Here is a 16,984-nt window from a genome sequence, read left to right on the forward strand (position 1 = left end):
ATAGATATTAATCCTTTAATCAATAGTTCAACTATATATGAAATGCCATACTGGTAAATCTACGGTGTCGAAAGTTTGAGTTAGGTCACTGTTTATTTATGGTATTTATAAGACCGTCATTACTTACCTCAACGTAAAGGATTAGCACCACGTGACAACGAAGATTTTGCTTAATTGCGACATGGGAGAAAGTTTCGGCAATTGGAAGATGGGCGATGACGAGTCGGTCATGGAATGGGTCGATATGGCAAACATCGCTTGTGGCTTCCACGCGTCTGATCCGCACGTTATGTCCAAGACGATAAAACTGGCGCAGCACTATCACACCCAAATTGGTGCTCATCCCGGTTATCAAGATCTCGTTGGTTTTGGTCGCCGTTCTATTCCACACACCATGGACGAAATCAGTGAGCTGGTTTGTTATCAAGTCGGTGCATTACAAGCCCTTTGCCGCTATCACCATACCACTGTTGGCTATGTGAAACCTCATGGCGCTCTTTATAACGATATGATGGCAAACATTGATGTGTTCAATGCGGTAGCCCAAGCCGTCGCTGAGTTTAACATCCCGTTGATGATTCTCTCCTCATCAGACAATCAACAGTATTTGGATATTGCTGACGACCATGACTTGCCTCTCTTGTTTGAAGCGTTTGCCGACCGTGCTTATTTAAATAACGGACAATTAGCGCCACGTACTCAAAAAGGCTCGGTTTACGTCAATCAAGACGATATCTATAACCAAGTTATGCAAATCATTAACTATGGCTCGGTTACGACTTTAGAGGGCGAAAGACTGCCTATTGAAGCTGATACTATCTGTGTTCATGGTGATAACCCTCAATCCATCGCATTAATTAGAAAAATCAGACAAGACCTCAACGCTTTTAATTAGTATGAAGCGTGTGATTGGTATGACGCATGGTCTAATCGCTCGTGAGATCTAATTGATTTGTATTGGCTTGGACACGGAAGTGAGACACGCCAAGTAAGCTAAAAAAGGCAAGATAACAAACGTATGGAAACGAAATGACGACGAATCAGATTGAATTCAATATAGCGCCAGTCGCGGAATGCAGCGTTTTGGTGACCTTGACGCTATCGCCTTCAAATAATCAATCTAGCGCCGAATATGCGCAATACATAGCTCACTTTTCCGATGCCATTCGCCAAAACTTAGCATCGGTGTTGATGAATGTGACACCGGCTTACCAAACAATATTGGTCGATTACCTCCCTTATCGAATATCAGAACAGCAGCTCATTGAACAGATCAATAATTTGTTGAGTCATGCTCTGTCGTCCTTTTCTAGTGTTAGTAAAACTCGCGATACGATTGAGCTTCCTGCCTATTACTCACCAGAAACGGCGCTCGATTTAGACCGATATCAAAACAAAGGCCTGTCGCTCGACCAGATAATTCAACATCACACCTCACAGACATACAGCGTCAGTGCGATTGGGTTTACGCCTGGCTTTGCCTTTATGTCGGATGTGGTTAATGAGCTTGCCTTGCCCCGTCACTCCACACCCCGCTTAATTGTGCCCAAAGGCAGTATCGCCATCGCGGATACGAAAACAGCTGTGTACCCTTCGGATTCACCGGGCGGTTGGAATATTATTGGCAATTGCCCACTTCCGTTGTTCGATCATAGCCAGTTGAAGAACGCCGATATCACGCAAAGACCACTGTCTCTGCTTAATGTTGGTGATACCGTCCGTTTCATAGCGATTTCAAAAAAAGAATTTGTAGAGTTGGGTGGAGGCATCGTAAATGGCTAAGACAAAAACTAAACCAACACTGACAGTGATTAAGCCCGGCCCGTTGAGTTTGATTCAAGACTTTGGGCGATTTGGTGTTGCTCATCTTGGATTAACGCAAGGTGGACCGGTTGATGACTACTCTTATAGCTGGGCTAACCATCTATTGGGCAACCCAGTCAACCAAGCGGCGTTGGAAATCACGCTTGGGCAATGTGCGTTGAGAATCGATTTTGATTGCGAGATGGCACTATGCGGGGGTGATTTACAAGCGAAACTCGATGGTAAACCACAGGCTAACTGGAGCACTTTTCAAGCTTTTAAGGGGCAAGTTCTCTCATTTGGTTTGCCTAAAAATGGTCTAAGGGCGTATTTAGCCATTAAGGGCGGTTTCGATGTTCCATCAACTCTTGATAGCTGCTCTACAGTCACTCGTGAAAAGATTGGTGGATTAACGCAAGATGGAGAGCCATGCCAACAAGGGCAACAAATAGCTTTTACCCAGCACCAACTATCACATTCATTTAAAGCGTTGAGTGTTACCTTCCGATACACGCCTGATTACAATCTACCCGTGAACCTACGAGTGATTGAAGGCTATCAAAGCGAGCTATTCTCCGAGTCAGCAAGAGAGATTTTGTATAACGCACAGTATCACGTTGACCAAAACTCTAATCGGATGGGTTATCGACTCAGTGGCGAGCCCGTAGACTCGCCTGACATTTCGCTATTGTCAGAAGGCATTGCCCTAGGTGCGATTCAAATTCCACAAGATGGACAGCCTATCGTGCTGCTTAATGATAGACAGACCATAGGTGGTTATCCGAAGATAGGATGTGTCGCCAGAATCGATTTACCACGCTTGGCGCAAGCAAAACCTGGACATGCGATATCGTTCAGCAAGGGCGATCGCTTGGGCTTACAAGATGTTTGGTGCCAATGGGCTCAGTTTTTCGGCTATTAGTTTTTGCGATGTGTTATGTGCTAAATGCTATGTAGCTGAGAATAATCAACTAGGAAGATGTCATTTAGATGAGGTTCGGTATCTAAGCAGATGTTGAAATGAAGATTCGGCTTACCTATTACAGTAAGCCGAATTGAAGAAATTAAACGCAGTCGATGATGATAGACTAATTATAGGCTATTAAGCGTGATCTTGACCTGACACCTTGGCAAGCGCTTCTGGGTATCCACGTTCTTGTGTCAAATCTATCGCTCTGTTTTCAATATCATTTAGATTAAGTGACATTGTCACTGAGTGTGTGTCTTCAATAGATGCCGCCTCTGATACATCAAACCATTGCTCAGCGACCTTTTGTGCCGCTTCTAATGTTGAAGAAGCTTTTACTACTTCAAGTCGAGCATAGCGATCCCCACAGAATGAAACGTCTGAAGCTCTTAAGCTTGGATCGGTTCCCGGAATCTGTTGTGCACCAAACAAAGGTTTACCACCGACCAATGCCGAACTGAAACTTGGGATGAACTGAGACATATGCGTTATTGCCGCGCGAGTTCTTAATTCAAGCTGATCTTCACTCCAACCCGATACGATTTTCTTAAGCAGCTTCGAAGGCAACTGTGGCTGTGACGAGTCTGTTGACGATGAAACAAGCCCACCCTCAAACAGAGTAATCCCTTCTGTCATGCCGTGAAGTTGGAACACACCATCAGCATACGGCGTTAATTGCGCCATGCCTTGCGGTGTGCCTCTCGGGCCATGGAAGATAACTTCTGGCCACTCTTCCTTACATTCTTGCGAATATGGCCACTCTGTAACGTATGCAGCTTTAAACTCAACAAGTCTTTGCTGCTTAGAGCCAACAAAGTCATCTACGATACCCGTTTCAAACCCACTCGCATTAATCAAGTAATCGGTCGTTAGTTGGCAGCTTTGGTTTTCGGCATCGGTATAAGTCAAAGACCAACCTTGACCTGTCGACTCAACAGATTGTAATCGGCTGTTGGTTAACACAGTACAGTTAGCTTGTTGCCCCAAAGAGAGTTGAGCGGTCGCAGAAAGTCGGAATACGCTCCAGCCATACTCTTGGACCATCGCAACAGGATACTTTAGGGTCTCTAAATCCGTATGCTTGGCGAAAGGAATACACCAATCATCAAGCGATGTTGGTTTCAGAGGCTGTGTTTTCGCAGAAAGTGCTAATAAATCTTCTTTGCTGTACAGCTTATAATACTCTTCCGGATCACCGAGCACTTGGTTGCTTTTATCTTGTTTAACAAGATCGGCATAAGCGCTTTTGATTATCTTGAGACGAGGAAGCAGATCCAACGGCTCTCCACCATCACTGTGCGGAACGGCGATGATTGTCGGACGAATATTGATCGTATGAGGGAATAAGCGAACGGTATCAATTGACTGTGTGAGCAATTGAAGACACTGCTCTACAGAAATATCTCGATACAAATTGCCGCCAGCGTGCAGGTGGCAAATTGGTGGACCATTAACCAAACTCGGCCCTTTTTCTAAGATAGTGACCTTAAAACCCAACTCACTAAAGTGAATCGCGCTCGTTGTTCCGGCAATACCACCACCAACAATGGCAATAGAAGGTTGATTTGTATCCGTTTTGTTGTGGTTCATCGTGTTCTGTAGAATAAGATTAACTGCCTCTATTCTACTTTTGTTCTGCGATGAATTAAAACACATTTTTATCAAGGTCTTAGATAGGCGGGATTTAATATCTATGTAAAAAACATAAATAATCTCTTGACTCAATAACTCCAGATAGGGTTTTAAAGGTTATTCTAACAGTCAAATTTGTCCTAAGTGACGCCACATAAAGGCTGCCTCAGTACTCTTAAAACATAGCGGTTAACTTATCCCTAAAGTTATCCACCGTTTTTGTGGATAACTGTTGATAACGTTCTTGCTAAGTTGCGCAAACCCTTTGTTTACAGGGACTAACCGCTGTTCATTAAATCGGCATTATTGGGTAATTAGTTTTAAAAAATGCTAAAAACAGTGGAATCTAAGGTGCGATATTTTTTACTTATGCTACCGGTTGGTTAAATAAAAAACGGTCTAAAGCGACGTATTATAAATAGTGCATGACTAAGTATAAATAATCTCACTTTTAGACCGTTTTAAGCGCTTGGCTAGATCTCGCTAACGACTAGCCAAAATCCTTGTTTACTGGTGCCAACAAACGTTTGATTAAGCTATTCACTACCGCGGCTAATGTGATGAACGTTAGCACCGGTAGCGCTATCCACAACATCGGGTGAAGTGAAGGTTGTAACTCAAAGCCAAAATTCATAACGCCTGCCACACTGAGCTCAGAACCGAGCGCTGCAATTGAGCCTGCGACTAACGCCATTAACCCGTACTCACACCAAATAGTATTGAGAATTCGCTTCCTACTTGCGCCTAATGTTCGATACAAGCGTATCTCTTGTTGTCTTTGAGATAAGCTCAATCGCAATAGAGTGAAGATAAGCAACAGCCCCGCCACCACACCTAACGCCGCAAGTACCGTTATCGACCAAACAATCTGTTTGAGCAGCTCTTGGATCTTGCTACCCATCTTGCGAATATCCATCAAACTCACGGTTGGATGATTTCGAGAGAGTTCATTGAGCATCTGATTGTGTTGTTCTTCTAATCTGAAGCTCACGAGCCAAGTAGAAGGGATTGAACTCAAGACATCTGGAGTAAAAATGAAGTAGAAGTTCGGCTTCATTTCTCGCCACTCGACTTTGCGGATGCTATTCACCTTGGCAGAAACATTCTGGCTGTTGATTGTGAATGACAGCTCATCGCCAATCTTTAGACCCAGTTGCTCCGCGACATCCGATTCCACAGATACGCCATGCTCTTGCGTCCAGTTACCTTCTAACACTTCATTGTACTCGGGCAAGCTATCTCCCCAAGTGAAGTTGATCTCTCGACTTAGTGCGTCTGTTTCGCCTGAGGTATCGCTGTATTCCGACGCTTCAACACCGTTTATCGTCGTCAGTCGTCCTCGGATAATTGGAAACGCTTGAGTACGCTCTACTTCGTTTGCATCAATCGTCTCGAGATAACTGTCTTTTTCATAACTTGCAATGTTAAGTGCAAACGCATTCGGTGCGTTCTCTGGCAAGGTTTGCTGCCAATCTGACAGTAAATCACTTCTTACCAACCAGATGATAGACAGCAACATCAGTGAAAGCGCTAAAGAGCCAAATTGAATCCCAGTTGCTAAAGGTGTGCGATTAATTCGACTCAATGCTAAACGCATAGACGTAGATGTCGGCAACTTACTAACCAAACGCAGAACAAGCGTACTAACGACCGCAAGCACTAAGAACAGGCAAGCGATACCCGCTAGAACTATCCATACCAATAGATTGTCGCCATACATCAGCATCATTGGAATAGTCGGTACCAGTAACAACAAATATTTCTTGTAGCTTTCATTAGACTGGTGACTTGATTGAATAACGCTGATTGCCGAGGTATTGACCAAGCCAATTAACGGGATACCAAGAGCAGGAACACCAATTAAGATGCTTGATAAAATCGCCAAGATCGCAGGTTCAATACCATAGCTAGGAAGTGGCGTTGGTAATAAGTCGCCCAGAGGTATACGAAGCAAAAACTCCAAGCCGATACCGATGGTTATTCCCAGTACTGCACCGATAACCACTAATAGAGATACCTGTACAGACAACCATTTAACGATCCACTGCTTGCTTGCACCTAAACTCTTAAGCATCGCGATGGTTTTACGGCGACTCGCAACATAATGTTGGCAAGTGAGTACCAAAGTGGTCGCAGCCATGATCACTACGATAGCTACCGTTAGTGATAAGTATTGAGTGGTGCTTTCGAACATGTCGTTGGTACGACTGGCTGAGTCTTGTGTACGCCAGCGGTCACTTGGTGTCAGTTCGATACTGTCTTGTGCGGCTTTGAGTTTCGATTCATCACCATTTAAAAACAATCTAAAGCTAACGCGACTGCCCGGTTGAATCGCTCCCGTGGCATCGATATCACTTGTATGAATCAGCACAGCTGGCATTTGTTGGAATGGGTTAAAGCTTAAGCCTGGTTCTTGAGTGATTCGTCCAGTTATCGCTAAATCGGCATCACCAATAGTGACATTGTCACCAATTTCAACCTCTAACTGTGCAAATATACGCTCGTCTAGCCAAAGTTCACCCGGCTCAACATGGTTACTTGATGCTTTATCAGCGCCCTCTAAGATCATTTCACCGCGTAATGGGTAATTACTTTCAACTGCTTTTACCGTCACTAACTGCATTGAGTTATCACTGAATGCCATGGTTGAAAAACGAGTCAACTGAGATCTTTCTAATTGTTCAACTTGAGTGAGGTCTAACAAGGATTGCGGAATTGGGTTTGCTGAGATAAACACGCTATCAGCAGTAAGCGCATCTTTGCCCTGTTTAACAATTACCTGCTCCATACGTTCGGCCAACGCCGACAATGCAAATACACAAGCAATAATAAGCGTTAAAGCGATTGAAACTGGCCACAACTGGCCGTGTCGAATCTCTTCGATACTCCATGAAAACAGGCGTTTATTCAGTCCGTTTGATGAATTCAATTTAGACTTCCTCTATCTGACCGACATGCATCTTGAGTGTTCTTTGGCAACGTTGTGCAAGCTTAGGATCGTGTGTCACCAACACTAAAGTTGTGCCGTGGGATGAGTTCAATTCAAACAACAACTCAACAATTTTGGCTGCCGTTTGTTGGTCTAGGTTGCCTGTGGGTTCATCGGCAAAAAGAATTTTTGGCTTAATCATAAATGCGCGCGCCAACGCGACCCTTTGTTGTTCACCACCAGATAGCTGCGACGGTAAGTGATCAAGCCTGTCTTTCAAGCCTACTGATTCAAGCAGAGCAGTCGCGCGTTCGATGTCTTCGTCTTCTCCCTTTAACAAACAAGGTAACGTGACATTTTGTAGCGCTGAAAGACTTGGAATTAACAAGAAGCTTTGAAATACAAACCCTACCGATTCACTGCGGATCTTCGCTCTTGCCTCGTCATCAAGCTGTGAAAGTGGCTGTCCTAATAAACTGATTTCGCCTTTCGTTGGTACATCAAGACCAGCAAGCAGCGTCATTAAGGTCGATTTACCCGCGCCAGACGTGCCGACAATCGCGACAGTTTCGCCTTCACGAATATCGATATCGACGTGCTCTAGGATTGTTAAATGTTCTTGATTAGTAGACACTGTCTTCGAAACAGCTTCTGCTTTAATGATGGATGTATGCATGACTCGACTAATTTCCTTTTTATTCTTTATTTTATTTTCAACCGCTTCTTTGGCTCAAGATACCCGCTTAGATTCTAAGTTACTGGTCCTTGGTGATAGCCTGAGTGCTGGTTACAACATGGACATCAAACAGAGTTGGCCAAGCCTGTTACCAGACGCGTTAGCAAAGCATGACAAAACGGTAACCGTGGTTAACGGGAGTATTTCTGGTGATACAACGGGCAATGGTTTAGCCCGCCTACCACAATTGCTTGAAGAACATGCTCCAGACACCGTTCTTATCGAACTTGGTGCGAATGATGGACTTCGTGGTTTCCCACCTAAGCTGATGTCTGCAAATCTTGAGCAGATCATTGAGCAGATCAAAGCTGCGGGCGCCAAACCTATAATGATGCAGATTAAAATCCCACCAAATTACGGAAAGCGTTACAACCAGCAGTTTGAATACGTTTTTGCAGTGCTTGCTGATCAACAAAACGTGCCACTTTTGCCGTTTTTCCTAGAGCATATCATCCTCAAACCTGAGTGGATGATGAACGATGGACTGCATCCAAAACCAGAAGCTCAACCTTGGATTGCTGAATTCGTCGCCGAAGAATTATATCAGTATCTTTAAGTTTTAATGGTCTAGCTCAATAAATTTTACACAGCTTTACGTTAGCCTGAGTGCATATCACCGTTAACTGTAAGGTTATTTATGCTGATCGAACCTGTTATCAAGGGTGTGGTAGCCAAAAGCGCTCACCCTCTTGGCTGTCAAGAAGCCGTAAAGCAACAAATCAAGTTTGTTAAGAGTGCGCCGCAAATCAAAGATGGCCCTAAACGAGTACTGATCATCGGCGCTTCCTCTGGATTCGGCCTTGCCGCTCGTATTGCCCTTACCTTTGGCGGCGCAAAAGCTGACACTATCGGCGTCTCATTCGAGCGCGGTCCAAACGAAAAATCCCTAGGTAGTGCTGGTTGGTACAACAACATCTACTTCAAAAAAGAAGCCGAACGAGAGCAACGCACTGCTATTAACATCGTTGGCGACGCATTTTCGCAAGAAACACGCTCACAAGTTGTCGAAGCCATTGAAACCTACTTCGAAGGTGAAGTGGATCTGATTATCTATAGCTTAGCTGCAGGCGTTCGTCCTAAACCAGATTCCGATGAGTTTTGGCGCTCTGCCATCAAACCTATTGGTGAAAGCGTAACTGGCGCAACCATTTCTCTGGAACACGACAACTGGGTCACCAACACGCTTGAAGCCGCGACGGAAGAAGAAGCCGAAAGCACACTCAAAGTGATGGGAGGCGAAGATTGGGAACAATGGATAGATGAGCTCATCAACGCAGAATCTATTGCTCCGGGTTGTAAGACAATCGCGTTTTCTTATGTGGGTCCAGAAGTCACACATCCTATCTATTTAGACGGTACATTGGGACGCGCTAAGATCGACCTTCACCAAACCAGCCACGCTCTTAATCTAGAGTTAGCTAACTTTGATGGCAACGCTTACGCGGCGGTATGTAAAGCCCTAGTCACTAAAGCGAGCGTTTTCATCCCTGGATTAAGCCCTTACTTACTTGCTTTGTATAAGGTGATGAAAGAGAAAGAGACCCACGAAGGTTGTATCCAACAAATGCAGCGTCTGTTTGGCAGTAAACTTTATGGTCAATCCAAAGTACCACTTGATGGTGAGCGATTGATCCGTATGGATGATTGGGAATTAGACCCAGAAACCCAAGCGCACGTAACTGAACTGCTAGAAAAGATGGACGAAAATAACTTCCAAACCTCAGGGGATTACCAAGGGTTTAAAGAAGAATTTCTACAATTAAATGGGTTTGCTCAACCATCGGTAGATTATAGCCAGAAACTTAATACAGAAGATTTTATAAAGTTAAAGCCTTAATCTAAAATTATCTCATTACTGAGACCCGGATTCACATTTGAAAACCTCTGCATAATTGCGGAGGTTTTTTCGTGCAACATTTCTTATACTTAGTTAACGTAAGATTCACAGTTTTCTTTGGTTCATCATAATTAACACAGGATGTGTTGATGCATTTAGCATAATTGACTCGGAGTCATATGAAGAAAATAAAAACTCTCGATTTAGATATCCCAGACGATATGGAGTACGGTTGGCAGAATATTGTCGACCTCTTAGCTCAAATTACTCAAGTGCCCGCAGCACTAATCATGCGTGTTCACGCCAATTACATTGAAGTTTTTTCAACCAGTCGTAGCGAGAACAACCCATACAACAAAGGTGATTCTGAAACGCTGGGGAATGGGCTGTACTGCGAAACAGTGATGGAAACTCAACGACAGCTTCTTGTGCCTAACGCGCTTGCCGATCCTAAGTGGGACAACAACCCAGACATCAAACTCGGCTTAGTCTCCTATTGTGGTATTCCATTACTTTGGCCTAACGGTGAACTGTTTGGCACCATTTGTATCTTGGACTCGAAAGAGAATCACTACACCCCTACTTATATCAAACTGTTAGAGAGCTTTCGCACCTCGATTGAATCTCAGCTTAAAACCCTATTCCAACACGCCAAGCTTACCCAAATGAATCGCGACCTAAAAAACCGCGTTTACAATCGCACTAAAGATCTCGCGAGCCTTAATTACTCGTTGAATCAAGAAATTGATAAACGAAAAGCGGCTGAACAGAAGATTAACTTCCAAAAGAATCACGACCTCGGCACCGGCTTTTTAAACCGAAACGCATTTGAATCTCGCTTAAACCACAAGCTACTGTCACAGAGAAGGCTGACAGACAGCTCATTTGCAGTCGTTCATATTGGTTTTACCAACGGTAGACGCATACAAGCACGCTACGGCTATAACGCGTTAGACCAAGTGCTTGTTGAATACCGAAAACGCATCGACTGTATTTCTGATATCGATGTATTAACTGCACGCCCTACTTCGGTTGACCTCGTATTGGCGTTTAGCGTTAAAGATTTACACCATCGCCTTGAAGAACTTTGCCAGACGCTCGTTAAAGTTGGTCATTCAGAATTCGACATCGAAAGTGACAAAGTGCATTTGCACGCGTTTATTGGGATTGCAATTACGTACGACGAAGATGACGCGGAAAGCATTCTGCAGAAATCTTCTGAAGCGATGTTAGCCTGCAAAGATTCAGGACAAAAGTTCGCTTACTACTCTCAATCCCATACCGAAGAACAAACTCACATTAATAAGATCGAAGGCTATTTGCTTCAAGCCGTTCGTAATGATGACCTTATGCTCTACTTTCAACCCAAAGTTAGCCCGTTGACGCATCGCTGGGTCGGTGCTGAAGCTTTGCTTCGTTGGCGACATCCTGTTTTGGGTGATATCTCTAACGAAACCCTGATCCACATGGCTGAACAAAACGGTTTGATTTTCGAAGTGGGCAGCTTTGTTTTACGCAATGCGATTGAAAAAGCCAAAGAGTGGTCCGAATACGTTGAAGATTTCAAGATGGCTGTGAATGTGTCTGCAATTCAACTCAAGAACGTACACTTTGCGGAACAAGTGGTTCACCTACTCGAAACCTATCATTTAGAGCCTCGTTTCTTAGAACTTGAAGTTACGGAGAGTGGACTGATAGCAGATGAAGTGGTTGCCAAGAATACCTTGGGATCTTTGCACGATATTGGCGTTACATTGTCACTAGATGACTTCGGTACGGGCTACGCCTCCTTCAGTTATCTGAAGAAGTTCCCATTCGACACCATTAAGATTGATAAGAGCTTTATCGACCAAATGCTCAACTCACACGAAGACTCGGAAATTGTTCGTTCTATTGTCCAAATTGCCAAAAAGCTCGACTTAAAAGTGACGATTGAAGGCATAGAAACGGAGGTTCAGGAGCAATTTATTATTAATGAAGGCTGCGATGTGGGCCAAGGTTACCTTTACGGAAGACCAATGCCGAGCCAAGAATTCGAACACAGCTTAATCAATCAAAACTATTTGGGGACAACTCGTTACGCTTAAAGCGAAAAAGAGCAGTTAGTTTTGGATTTAGGCCTACTTTCTCTTTACTCTAAAGGTGGTGATTTTTATAATCGCCGCCTTTCTGTTTTTATCTTTCCCCTTATATAGGCATTCCTCGTTATGGATCAGTTGACTGCAAAGCTTAAAAAGCTCGAAAAACAAAACTACCGTGCATATCAACAAATTAAAGGTCAATACGACTTTGCTGATTTTGAATTACACATCGACCACATCCAAGGTGACCCATACGCGTCAGCTTCTCGTTTTCGTGCAACGCGCGCGTGGTCTTTGACCGGGTTAGATTGGCTGAAAGAAAAATCTTACGAATACCAAGTAGCCGCTCGTGACTTTATCGCACGTAGCTTCTCTGAGTTCGCGAAACAAGAGTCGACCGTTTCTATCGCGCTGACGGGTCAAACCGTATTAGACAACACAGCTGTTGTATTTACAGACCACGGCATCGAAATTCGTTTCCGTATTAATTTACCAGCTGATGGTCGTAGCATTCTTGCTAAGAAAGCGAACAACATCATCACTTTCTACTTACCGAAGTTTATTCGTCGCGCGACGCTTGAGCGTGAGTTAAACATCGATGCAATGATCAAACATTGTGAAGCCGTTGAAGACCAAGAAGCGCTGCGTGCTCAATTGGATGAAAACAACCTAGCCGCTTTCGTTGCAAACGGCAGTGTGTTACCTCGTATCGCGGGTAACTGCGACCTTCCAATGAAAGACGCGGTACCTTTCGCGGCTCCAGAATCATTGAGTGTTACGTTAAATACTCCAAACCAAGGTGACGTGACCGGCCTAGGCATTCCAAAAGGCATTACGCTGATCGTTGGTGGTGGTTTCCATGGTAAATCGACACTGTTGAACGCCGTTGAACGTTCTATCTACAACCATATTCCTGGTGACGGTCGCGAAGGCATTGTAACTGCGATTGATACGATGAAGATCCGCGCTGAAGATGGTCGATGTGTGCACAGCTTGAACCTGTCAAACTACATCAACCATTTACCAATGCAGAAAGACACATCTGACTTCAGCACACAAGATGCGTCAGGTTCTACGTCTCAAGCGGCTTGGTTACAAGAATCGATTGAAGCCGGCGTTCAAACTCTACTTATCGATGAAGATACATCAGCGACTAACTTTATGATTCGTGACGAGCGTATGCAAGCGCTAGTGTCAAAAGGCGATGAGCCAATCACACCACTTGTCGACCGCATTGGTCAGCTTCGTGAAGAGATGGATATCTCTACCATTGTTGTAATGGGTGGCTCTGGTGATTACCTAGATGTCGCGAACACTGTGATTCAAATGCACGACTACCAAGCGGTAGATGTGACTGAAAAAGCAAAAGACGTGATTGCTCAGCACCCTACTCAGCGTACTAACGAATGTGAAACTGCTTTAGAAACGTTTGTACCGCGTTCATTGAACCGTGCTTCACTGATGAACATTCTGACTGACGGTAAATTCCGTGTTAATGCTAAAGGCAAAGAGTCACTGCGTTTTGGTAAAGAGTTTGCAGACCTTTCTGCGCTTGAGCAATTAGAATCACCGTCTGAAGTGAATGCGATCGGTTGGGCTTGGTTCCAATTCGCACAAACTCCAGGTTGGTCAAACAACCCTGCTAAAGAGTTTAACGCTATTTTAGAAAACGAATGGCACGCTAACATGCCTAACTACGGTGACCTAGCGAAACCAAGAACGTTAGATGTGATGGCTGCTCTGAACCGTATGCGTAAATCTCAGTTCAAGCCTTCGAACTGATTTCGTTAAATATCGGATTTATTGTGCTTCTAGGTTTTTGAAGTTTTAATCTTCTAATTTACTAAAGCTTCTAAGCCACTAAATAAGCAAATTAACCTTCTACGGCTCTCATTCTGAGGGCCGTAAATTTATCTAACCTCTTTTGACCTAACCTCTAGTGTCGTCAAAACTCTTGAACTTTATAAATTCATAAAACCAATCTTTACATCAATTACTTATCATCTTTTGTAATGAGAAAATTAAAGGCACTGTTTACCGCCATCTAATGCTGTCGATCCCTCAAAACATGACACAGCTTTTACAAAACTCTAGTGATATTCAGATAAAGTCCCGATTCGACAAGTGTAACCAAATGTAACAGACCCTTGAGGCTTCAATGAATCATAAACGCGTTAAGATGCGTGACCATAAAATCGAAGTGAACCTATTCAAAAACCGCGTAATCGTCGCGTTTTGTGGGATCTTGATGTTCACTCTTGTCTTAGTCGGCAATCTATACCGACTTCAAGTTGAAAATTTTAAAAGCTATCAAACTCGTGCCGATGGCAACAGAATCAAAGTATTACCTATCGCCCCTACTCGTGGACTTATTTACGACCGTAACGGCGTGTTGCTTGCAGAGAACAAGCTTGTCTTTGATCTAACCATGATTCCTGAGCAAACCGATGATGTCGATGCAATGCTCACCAAGCTAGACAAATATGTCCCCCGTGATGCAGAGCAGATCGCTCGTTTCAAAAAACGCTATCACAACACCCGCCGTTTTAAATCTGTGACTATTCTAGAGAACTTAACGGAGGAAGAGATCGCCAAGTTCTCCGTGCACCAGTACCAGTTCCCCGGCTTATCTATCGATACCAGCTTAAAGCGTTTTTACCCGAATGGTGAGGTGCTTACCCATGTTCTTGGTTACGTGGCGCACATCAATGATAGCGATCTCAGAAAGCTTGAAGAACAAGGGATAGAAGCGAATTATCAAGCTACAACAATCATAGGAAAACTGGGTGTTGAACGTTATTACGAAGATATTCTGCACGGCACCAAAGGTTATCAAGAAGTCGAAGTAAACAGCCGTGGGCGAATAGTCCGAACCATTGAGTACGTGCCGCCAGTAGCTGGTAAAGATATCGTGTTAAATATTGACCTTGAGCTGCAAAAATACGTCTTTGAGCAACTTGATCACCGAACTGGAAGCGCGGTTATTCTCGATCCGAAAGACAACAGCGTGTTGGCGATGGCATCAAGCCCGAGTTACGACCCTAACCTATTTGTCGACGGCATTTCGAGTAAGAACTACCAACGTTTATTGAATGATCCGGCTCACCCGTTGGTTAACCGCACCACTCTAGGCGTTTATCCTCCTGCCTCAACCGTTAAACCATTTATGGCTGTGGCAGGACTGCAAGAACATGTCATCTCTGAAGATACCATCCGTAACGACCATGGCGTTTGGAGAATTCCTGGCTCTAAACGAAACTCTAAATCGTGGCGTGACTGGAAACGTTGGGGTCACGGACCTGTCGATGTCACTCAAGCCATTGAAGAGTCGGTAGATTCATTCTTCTATCAAACCGCTTTCGATTTGGGTATTGACCGAATTTCAAGTTGGATGAACCGATTTGGATTTGGTGAACCGACAGGCATTGATATCTATGAAGAAAGTACCGCCAACATGCCGACTCGAGAATGGAAGATGATGCGTTATCGCACCCCTTGGTATCAGGGTGACACAGTTCCGATTGGTATTGGCCAAGGTTATTGGACATCGACACCTATGCAACTTGCTAAAGCAACGTCAGTATTGGTTAATCATGGTAAGGTGATGCCACCTCATATCTTAAGAGCCACCTTAGATCATGGTGAAGATTTCAGTACACAACAACTTGTCGAACCGGAGCCAATGCCCTCAATCACCGAAGTACCGGATAGAATTTGGGATGTGCCAATCAATGCGATGCGACTCGTAAACCACGGTAATCGAGGCAGCGGCAGACGTGCATTTAAGGGAACTGAATACACGAGCGGCGGTAAATCAGGAACTGCACAAGTCTTTGATCTTGCGAAAGACCAGGTCTACAACTCGAAGAAACTCGCTAGACACTTGCTTGACCATGCGCTTTACACGGCTTTCGCACCGTATGAACACCCTGAATATGTCGCAACTGTGGTTATTGAACACGGTAACGGTGGCTCAAAAGTTGGTGCGCCTTATATCCGTAAAGTACTCGACTATGCCTTTGAACATAAAAGTGGTGAGAGCAAAGATCACTCCTAACACCAATAACTTAAGTCGCTACAGCACATAACGTAGTTACCCAAAACATAACGTAATAACGACAAAGCCCCACTTGTGTCACTCACAATGTGGGGCTTTCTGTTTTAGGGTTCTAAGCAATTAGACAGCTAAAAATGCCTGTCGATTATGAGCTTCTTAATACATGCCATGCTTCACAGAGCGTCTGAAATTTTGCGGTGTTGCCTTCGTCTCTGTCCGGATGCCATCTCAATGCCAGTTGTCGCCAACGTTTTCTAATTTCATGGTGTGTCGCGTCTAAAGGTAACTCAAACAGGTTCAATGCTCGACTTCGATCCATATCGAGTTCATCACCACCCACATACTTTCTATACCGAGTCCAAAATTCGTTCAACAGCCTTTTGACTTCACCTTCATCCGCTTCATAGTTAACCCAATTAATGTAGTATTCTCGAAGTGGGTCTTGATGATCGATGCTGTGACTGCTTCCGTGATAACGACCATTCATCAATTCGATGTCCATCGCTTGGACTTGGAGCCAACCATCTGGGTGTAAGGTTTCTTGAAGCTGATAAAGCGCATTCATGATAAGGAAGTTCTTTTTAAACAACTCTTTCTCAGGCACAGCATCCAACACTGGCACAAACCCAAGATCGTTCAGATGAGCTGCCAATGTGTGTACTTTCCATCCGCTTGGCTTTTGCTTAAGCACTTCCATTATCGGCCAAAGCAATGGGTTTTCCATATGGCAATGAAAGTTTGCTCTCACATCTTGATAATTCGACATAGTTGACTCAGTTAGCTTCTCTGAATTAATGGATTTCTAGAACTGTGGATACTATAAGTAACCTGTTTCGCATCCGTTGCGTATCTTCTTTAATTGAAAGCGATTTTCTAAGATTTGTCGAGCTTAAGGACAAACAACTTTCTAACGTTTGGCTTAAAGGCACCTTTTATCGTCAA

General features: G+C 44.0%; 12 protein-coding genes. 8 read left to right on the top strand and 4 right to left on the bottom strand.

Translation table 11 applies throughout. The features are described from left to right. Positions 1-151: 151 nt before the first annotated feature. The 3 genes from A6D97_RS18155 (at position 152) to A6D97_RS18165 (ending at position 2,725) form a co-directional block, all read left to right on the top strand. Positions 152-895: a 5-oxoprolinase subunit PxpA gene (locus tag A6D97_RS18155; protein ID WP_017060084.1), complete on the top strand. Its 744-nt coding sequence runs from the start codon at positions 152-154 to the stop codon at positions 893-895. A 134-nt stretch (positions 896-1,029) separates the two neighbouring features. Beyond that, complete coding sequence (locus A6D97_RS18160) at positions 1,030-1,782, top strand: carboxyltransferase domain-containing protein (RefSeq protein WP_065584961.1); 753 nt, start codon at positions 1,030-1,032, stop codon at positions 1,780-1,782. Beyond that, complete coding sequence (locus tag A6D97_RS18165) at positions 1,775-2,725, top strand: biotin-dependent carboxyltransferase family protein (protein WP_065584962.1); 951 nt, start codon at positions 1,775-1,777, stop codon at positions 2,723-2,725. Before A6D97_RS18160 ends, A6D97_RS18165 begins: the two co-directional genes overlap by 8 nt. Before the next feature lie 180 nt (positions 2,726-2,905). Here A6D97_RS18165 and A6D97_RS18170 read toward each other — a convergent pair whose 3' ends face one another. From A6D97_RS18170 to A6D97_RS18180, 3 genes are all read right to left on the bottom strand, one after another. Further along, positions 2,906-4,360 carry an FAD-dependent oxidoreductase gene (locus tag A6D97_RS18170; protein WP_017060081.1) on the bottom strand — a complete coding sequence of 485 codons (1,455 nt, stop codon included), beginning with the start codon at positions 4,358-4,360 and terminating at the stop codon, positions 2,906-2,908. A 532-nt stretch (positions 4,361-4,892) separates the two neighbouring features. Next, on the bottom strand, positions 4,893-7,331 hold the full coding sequence (locus A6D97_RS18175) for an ABC transporter permease (protein ID WP_065584963.1): 2,439 nt from the start codon (positions 7,329-7,331) through the stop codon (positions 4,893-4,895). A 1-nt stretch (position 7,332) separates the two neighbouring features. Then, positions 7,333-8,007, bottom strand: a complete 675-nt coding sequence (locus A6D97_RS18180) for an ABC transporter ATP-binding protein (RefSeq protein WP_004730959.1) — start codon at positions 8,005-8,007, stop codon at positions 7,333-7,335. On the opposite strand from A6D97_RS18180, the gene A6D97_RS18185 reads away from it, so the two are divergent. The 5 genes from A6D97_RS18185 (at position 8,006) to mrdA (ending at position 16,042) form a co-directional block, all read left to right on the top strand. Continuing rightward, positions 8,006-8,623 (top strand): arylesterase, encoded by a 618-nt coding sequence (locus A6D97_RS18185; protein ID WP_065584964.1) that lies wholly within the window; start codon positions 8,006-8,008, stop codon positions 8,621-8,623. The genes A6D97_RS18180 and A6D97_RS18185 overlap by 2 nt on opposite strands. A gap of 81 nt (positions 8,624-8,704) precedes the next feature. After that, positions 8,705-9,904 carry an enoyl-ACP reductase FabV gene (fabV, locus tag A6D97_RS18190; RefSeq protein ID WP_065584965.1) on the top strand — a complete coding sequence of 400 codons (1,200 nt, stop codon included), beginning with the start codon at positions 8,705-8,707 and terminating at the stop codon, positions 9,902-9,904. Between the two features lie 179 nt (positions 9,905-10,083). Further along, positions 10,084-11,991, top strand: coding sequence for a GGDEF and EAL domain-containing protein (locus tag A6D97_RS18195; RefSeq protein WP_065584966.1), 1,908 nt, complete (start codon positions 10,084-10,086; stop codon positions 11,989-11,991). A gap of 120 nt (positions 11,992-12,111) precedes the next feature. Next, entirely contained in the window at positions 12,112-13,767 is a 1,656-nt protein-coding gene (locus A6D97_RS18200) for an ABC-ATPase domain-containing protein (protein ID WP_017064599.1), read from the top strand. A 376-nt stretch (positions 13,768-14,143) separates the two neighbouring features. Further along, positions 14,144-16,042, top strand: coding sequence for a penicillin-binding protein 2 (mrdA, locus tag A6D97_RS18205; RefSeq protein ID WP_017060075.1), 1,899 nt, complete (start codon positions 14,144-14,146; stop codon positions 16,040-16,042). Positions 16,043-16,187: 145 nt separating this feature from the next. On the opposite strand, the gene A6D97_RS18210 is transcribed toward mrdA, so the two are convergent. Continuing rightward, positions 16,188-16,808, bottom strand: a complete 621-nt coding sequence (locus A6D97_RS18210; protein ID WP_029235437.1) for a DNA-J related domain-containing protein — start codon at positions 16,806-16,808, stop codon at positions 16,188-16,190. Positions 16,809-16,984: the final 176 nt, after the last annotated feature.

The sequence above is a fragment of the Vibrio sp. ZF57 genome (assembly GCF_001691235.1).
GTDB classification, from domain to species: Bacteria; Pseudomonadota; Gammaproteobacteria; order Enterobacterales; family Vibrionaceae; genus Vibrio; species Vibrio crassostreae_C.

Coding starts and splice junctions, on each gene's coding strand:
- A6D97_RS18160 (WP_065584961.1), top strand. CDS start 1,030: ATGACGACGAATCAGATTGAATTCAATATAGCGCCAGTCGCGGAATGC.
- A6D97_RS18165 (WP_065584962.1), top strand. CDS start 1,775: ATGGCTAAGACAAAAACTAAACCAACACTGACAGTGATTAAGCCCGGC.
- A6D97_RS18170 (WP_017060081.1), bottom strand. CDS start 4,360: ATGAACCACAACAAAACGGATACAAATCAACCTTCTATTGCCATTGTT.
- A6D97_RS18185 (WP_065584964.1), top strand. CDS start 8,006: ATGACTCGACTAATTTCCTTTTTATTCTTTATTTTATTTTCAACCGCT.
- A6D97_RS18180 (WP_004730959.1), bottom strand. CDS start 8,007: ATGCATACATCCATCATTAAAGCAGAAGCTGTTTCGAAGACAGTGTCT.
- fabV (WP_065584965.1), top strand. CDS start 8,705: ATGCTGATCGAACCTGTTATCAAGGGTGTGGTAGCCAAAAGCGCTCAC.
- A6D97_RS18195 (WP_065584966.1), top strand. CDS start 10,084: ATGAAGAAAATAAAAACTCTCGATTTAGATATCCCAGACGATATGGAG.
- A6D97_RS18200 (WP_017064599.1), top strand. CDS start 12,112: ATGGATCAGTTGACTGCAAAGCTTAAAAAGCTCGAAAAACAAAACTAC.
- mrdA (WP_017060075.1), top strand. CDS start 14,144: ATGAATCATAAACGCGTTAAGATGCGTGACCATAAAATCGAAGTGAAC.
- A6D97_RS18210 (WP_029235437.1), bottom strand. CDS start 16,808: ATGTCGAATTATCAAGATGTGAGAGCAAACTTTCATTGCCATATGGAA.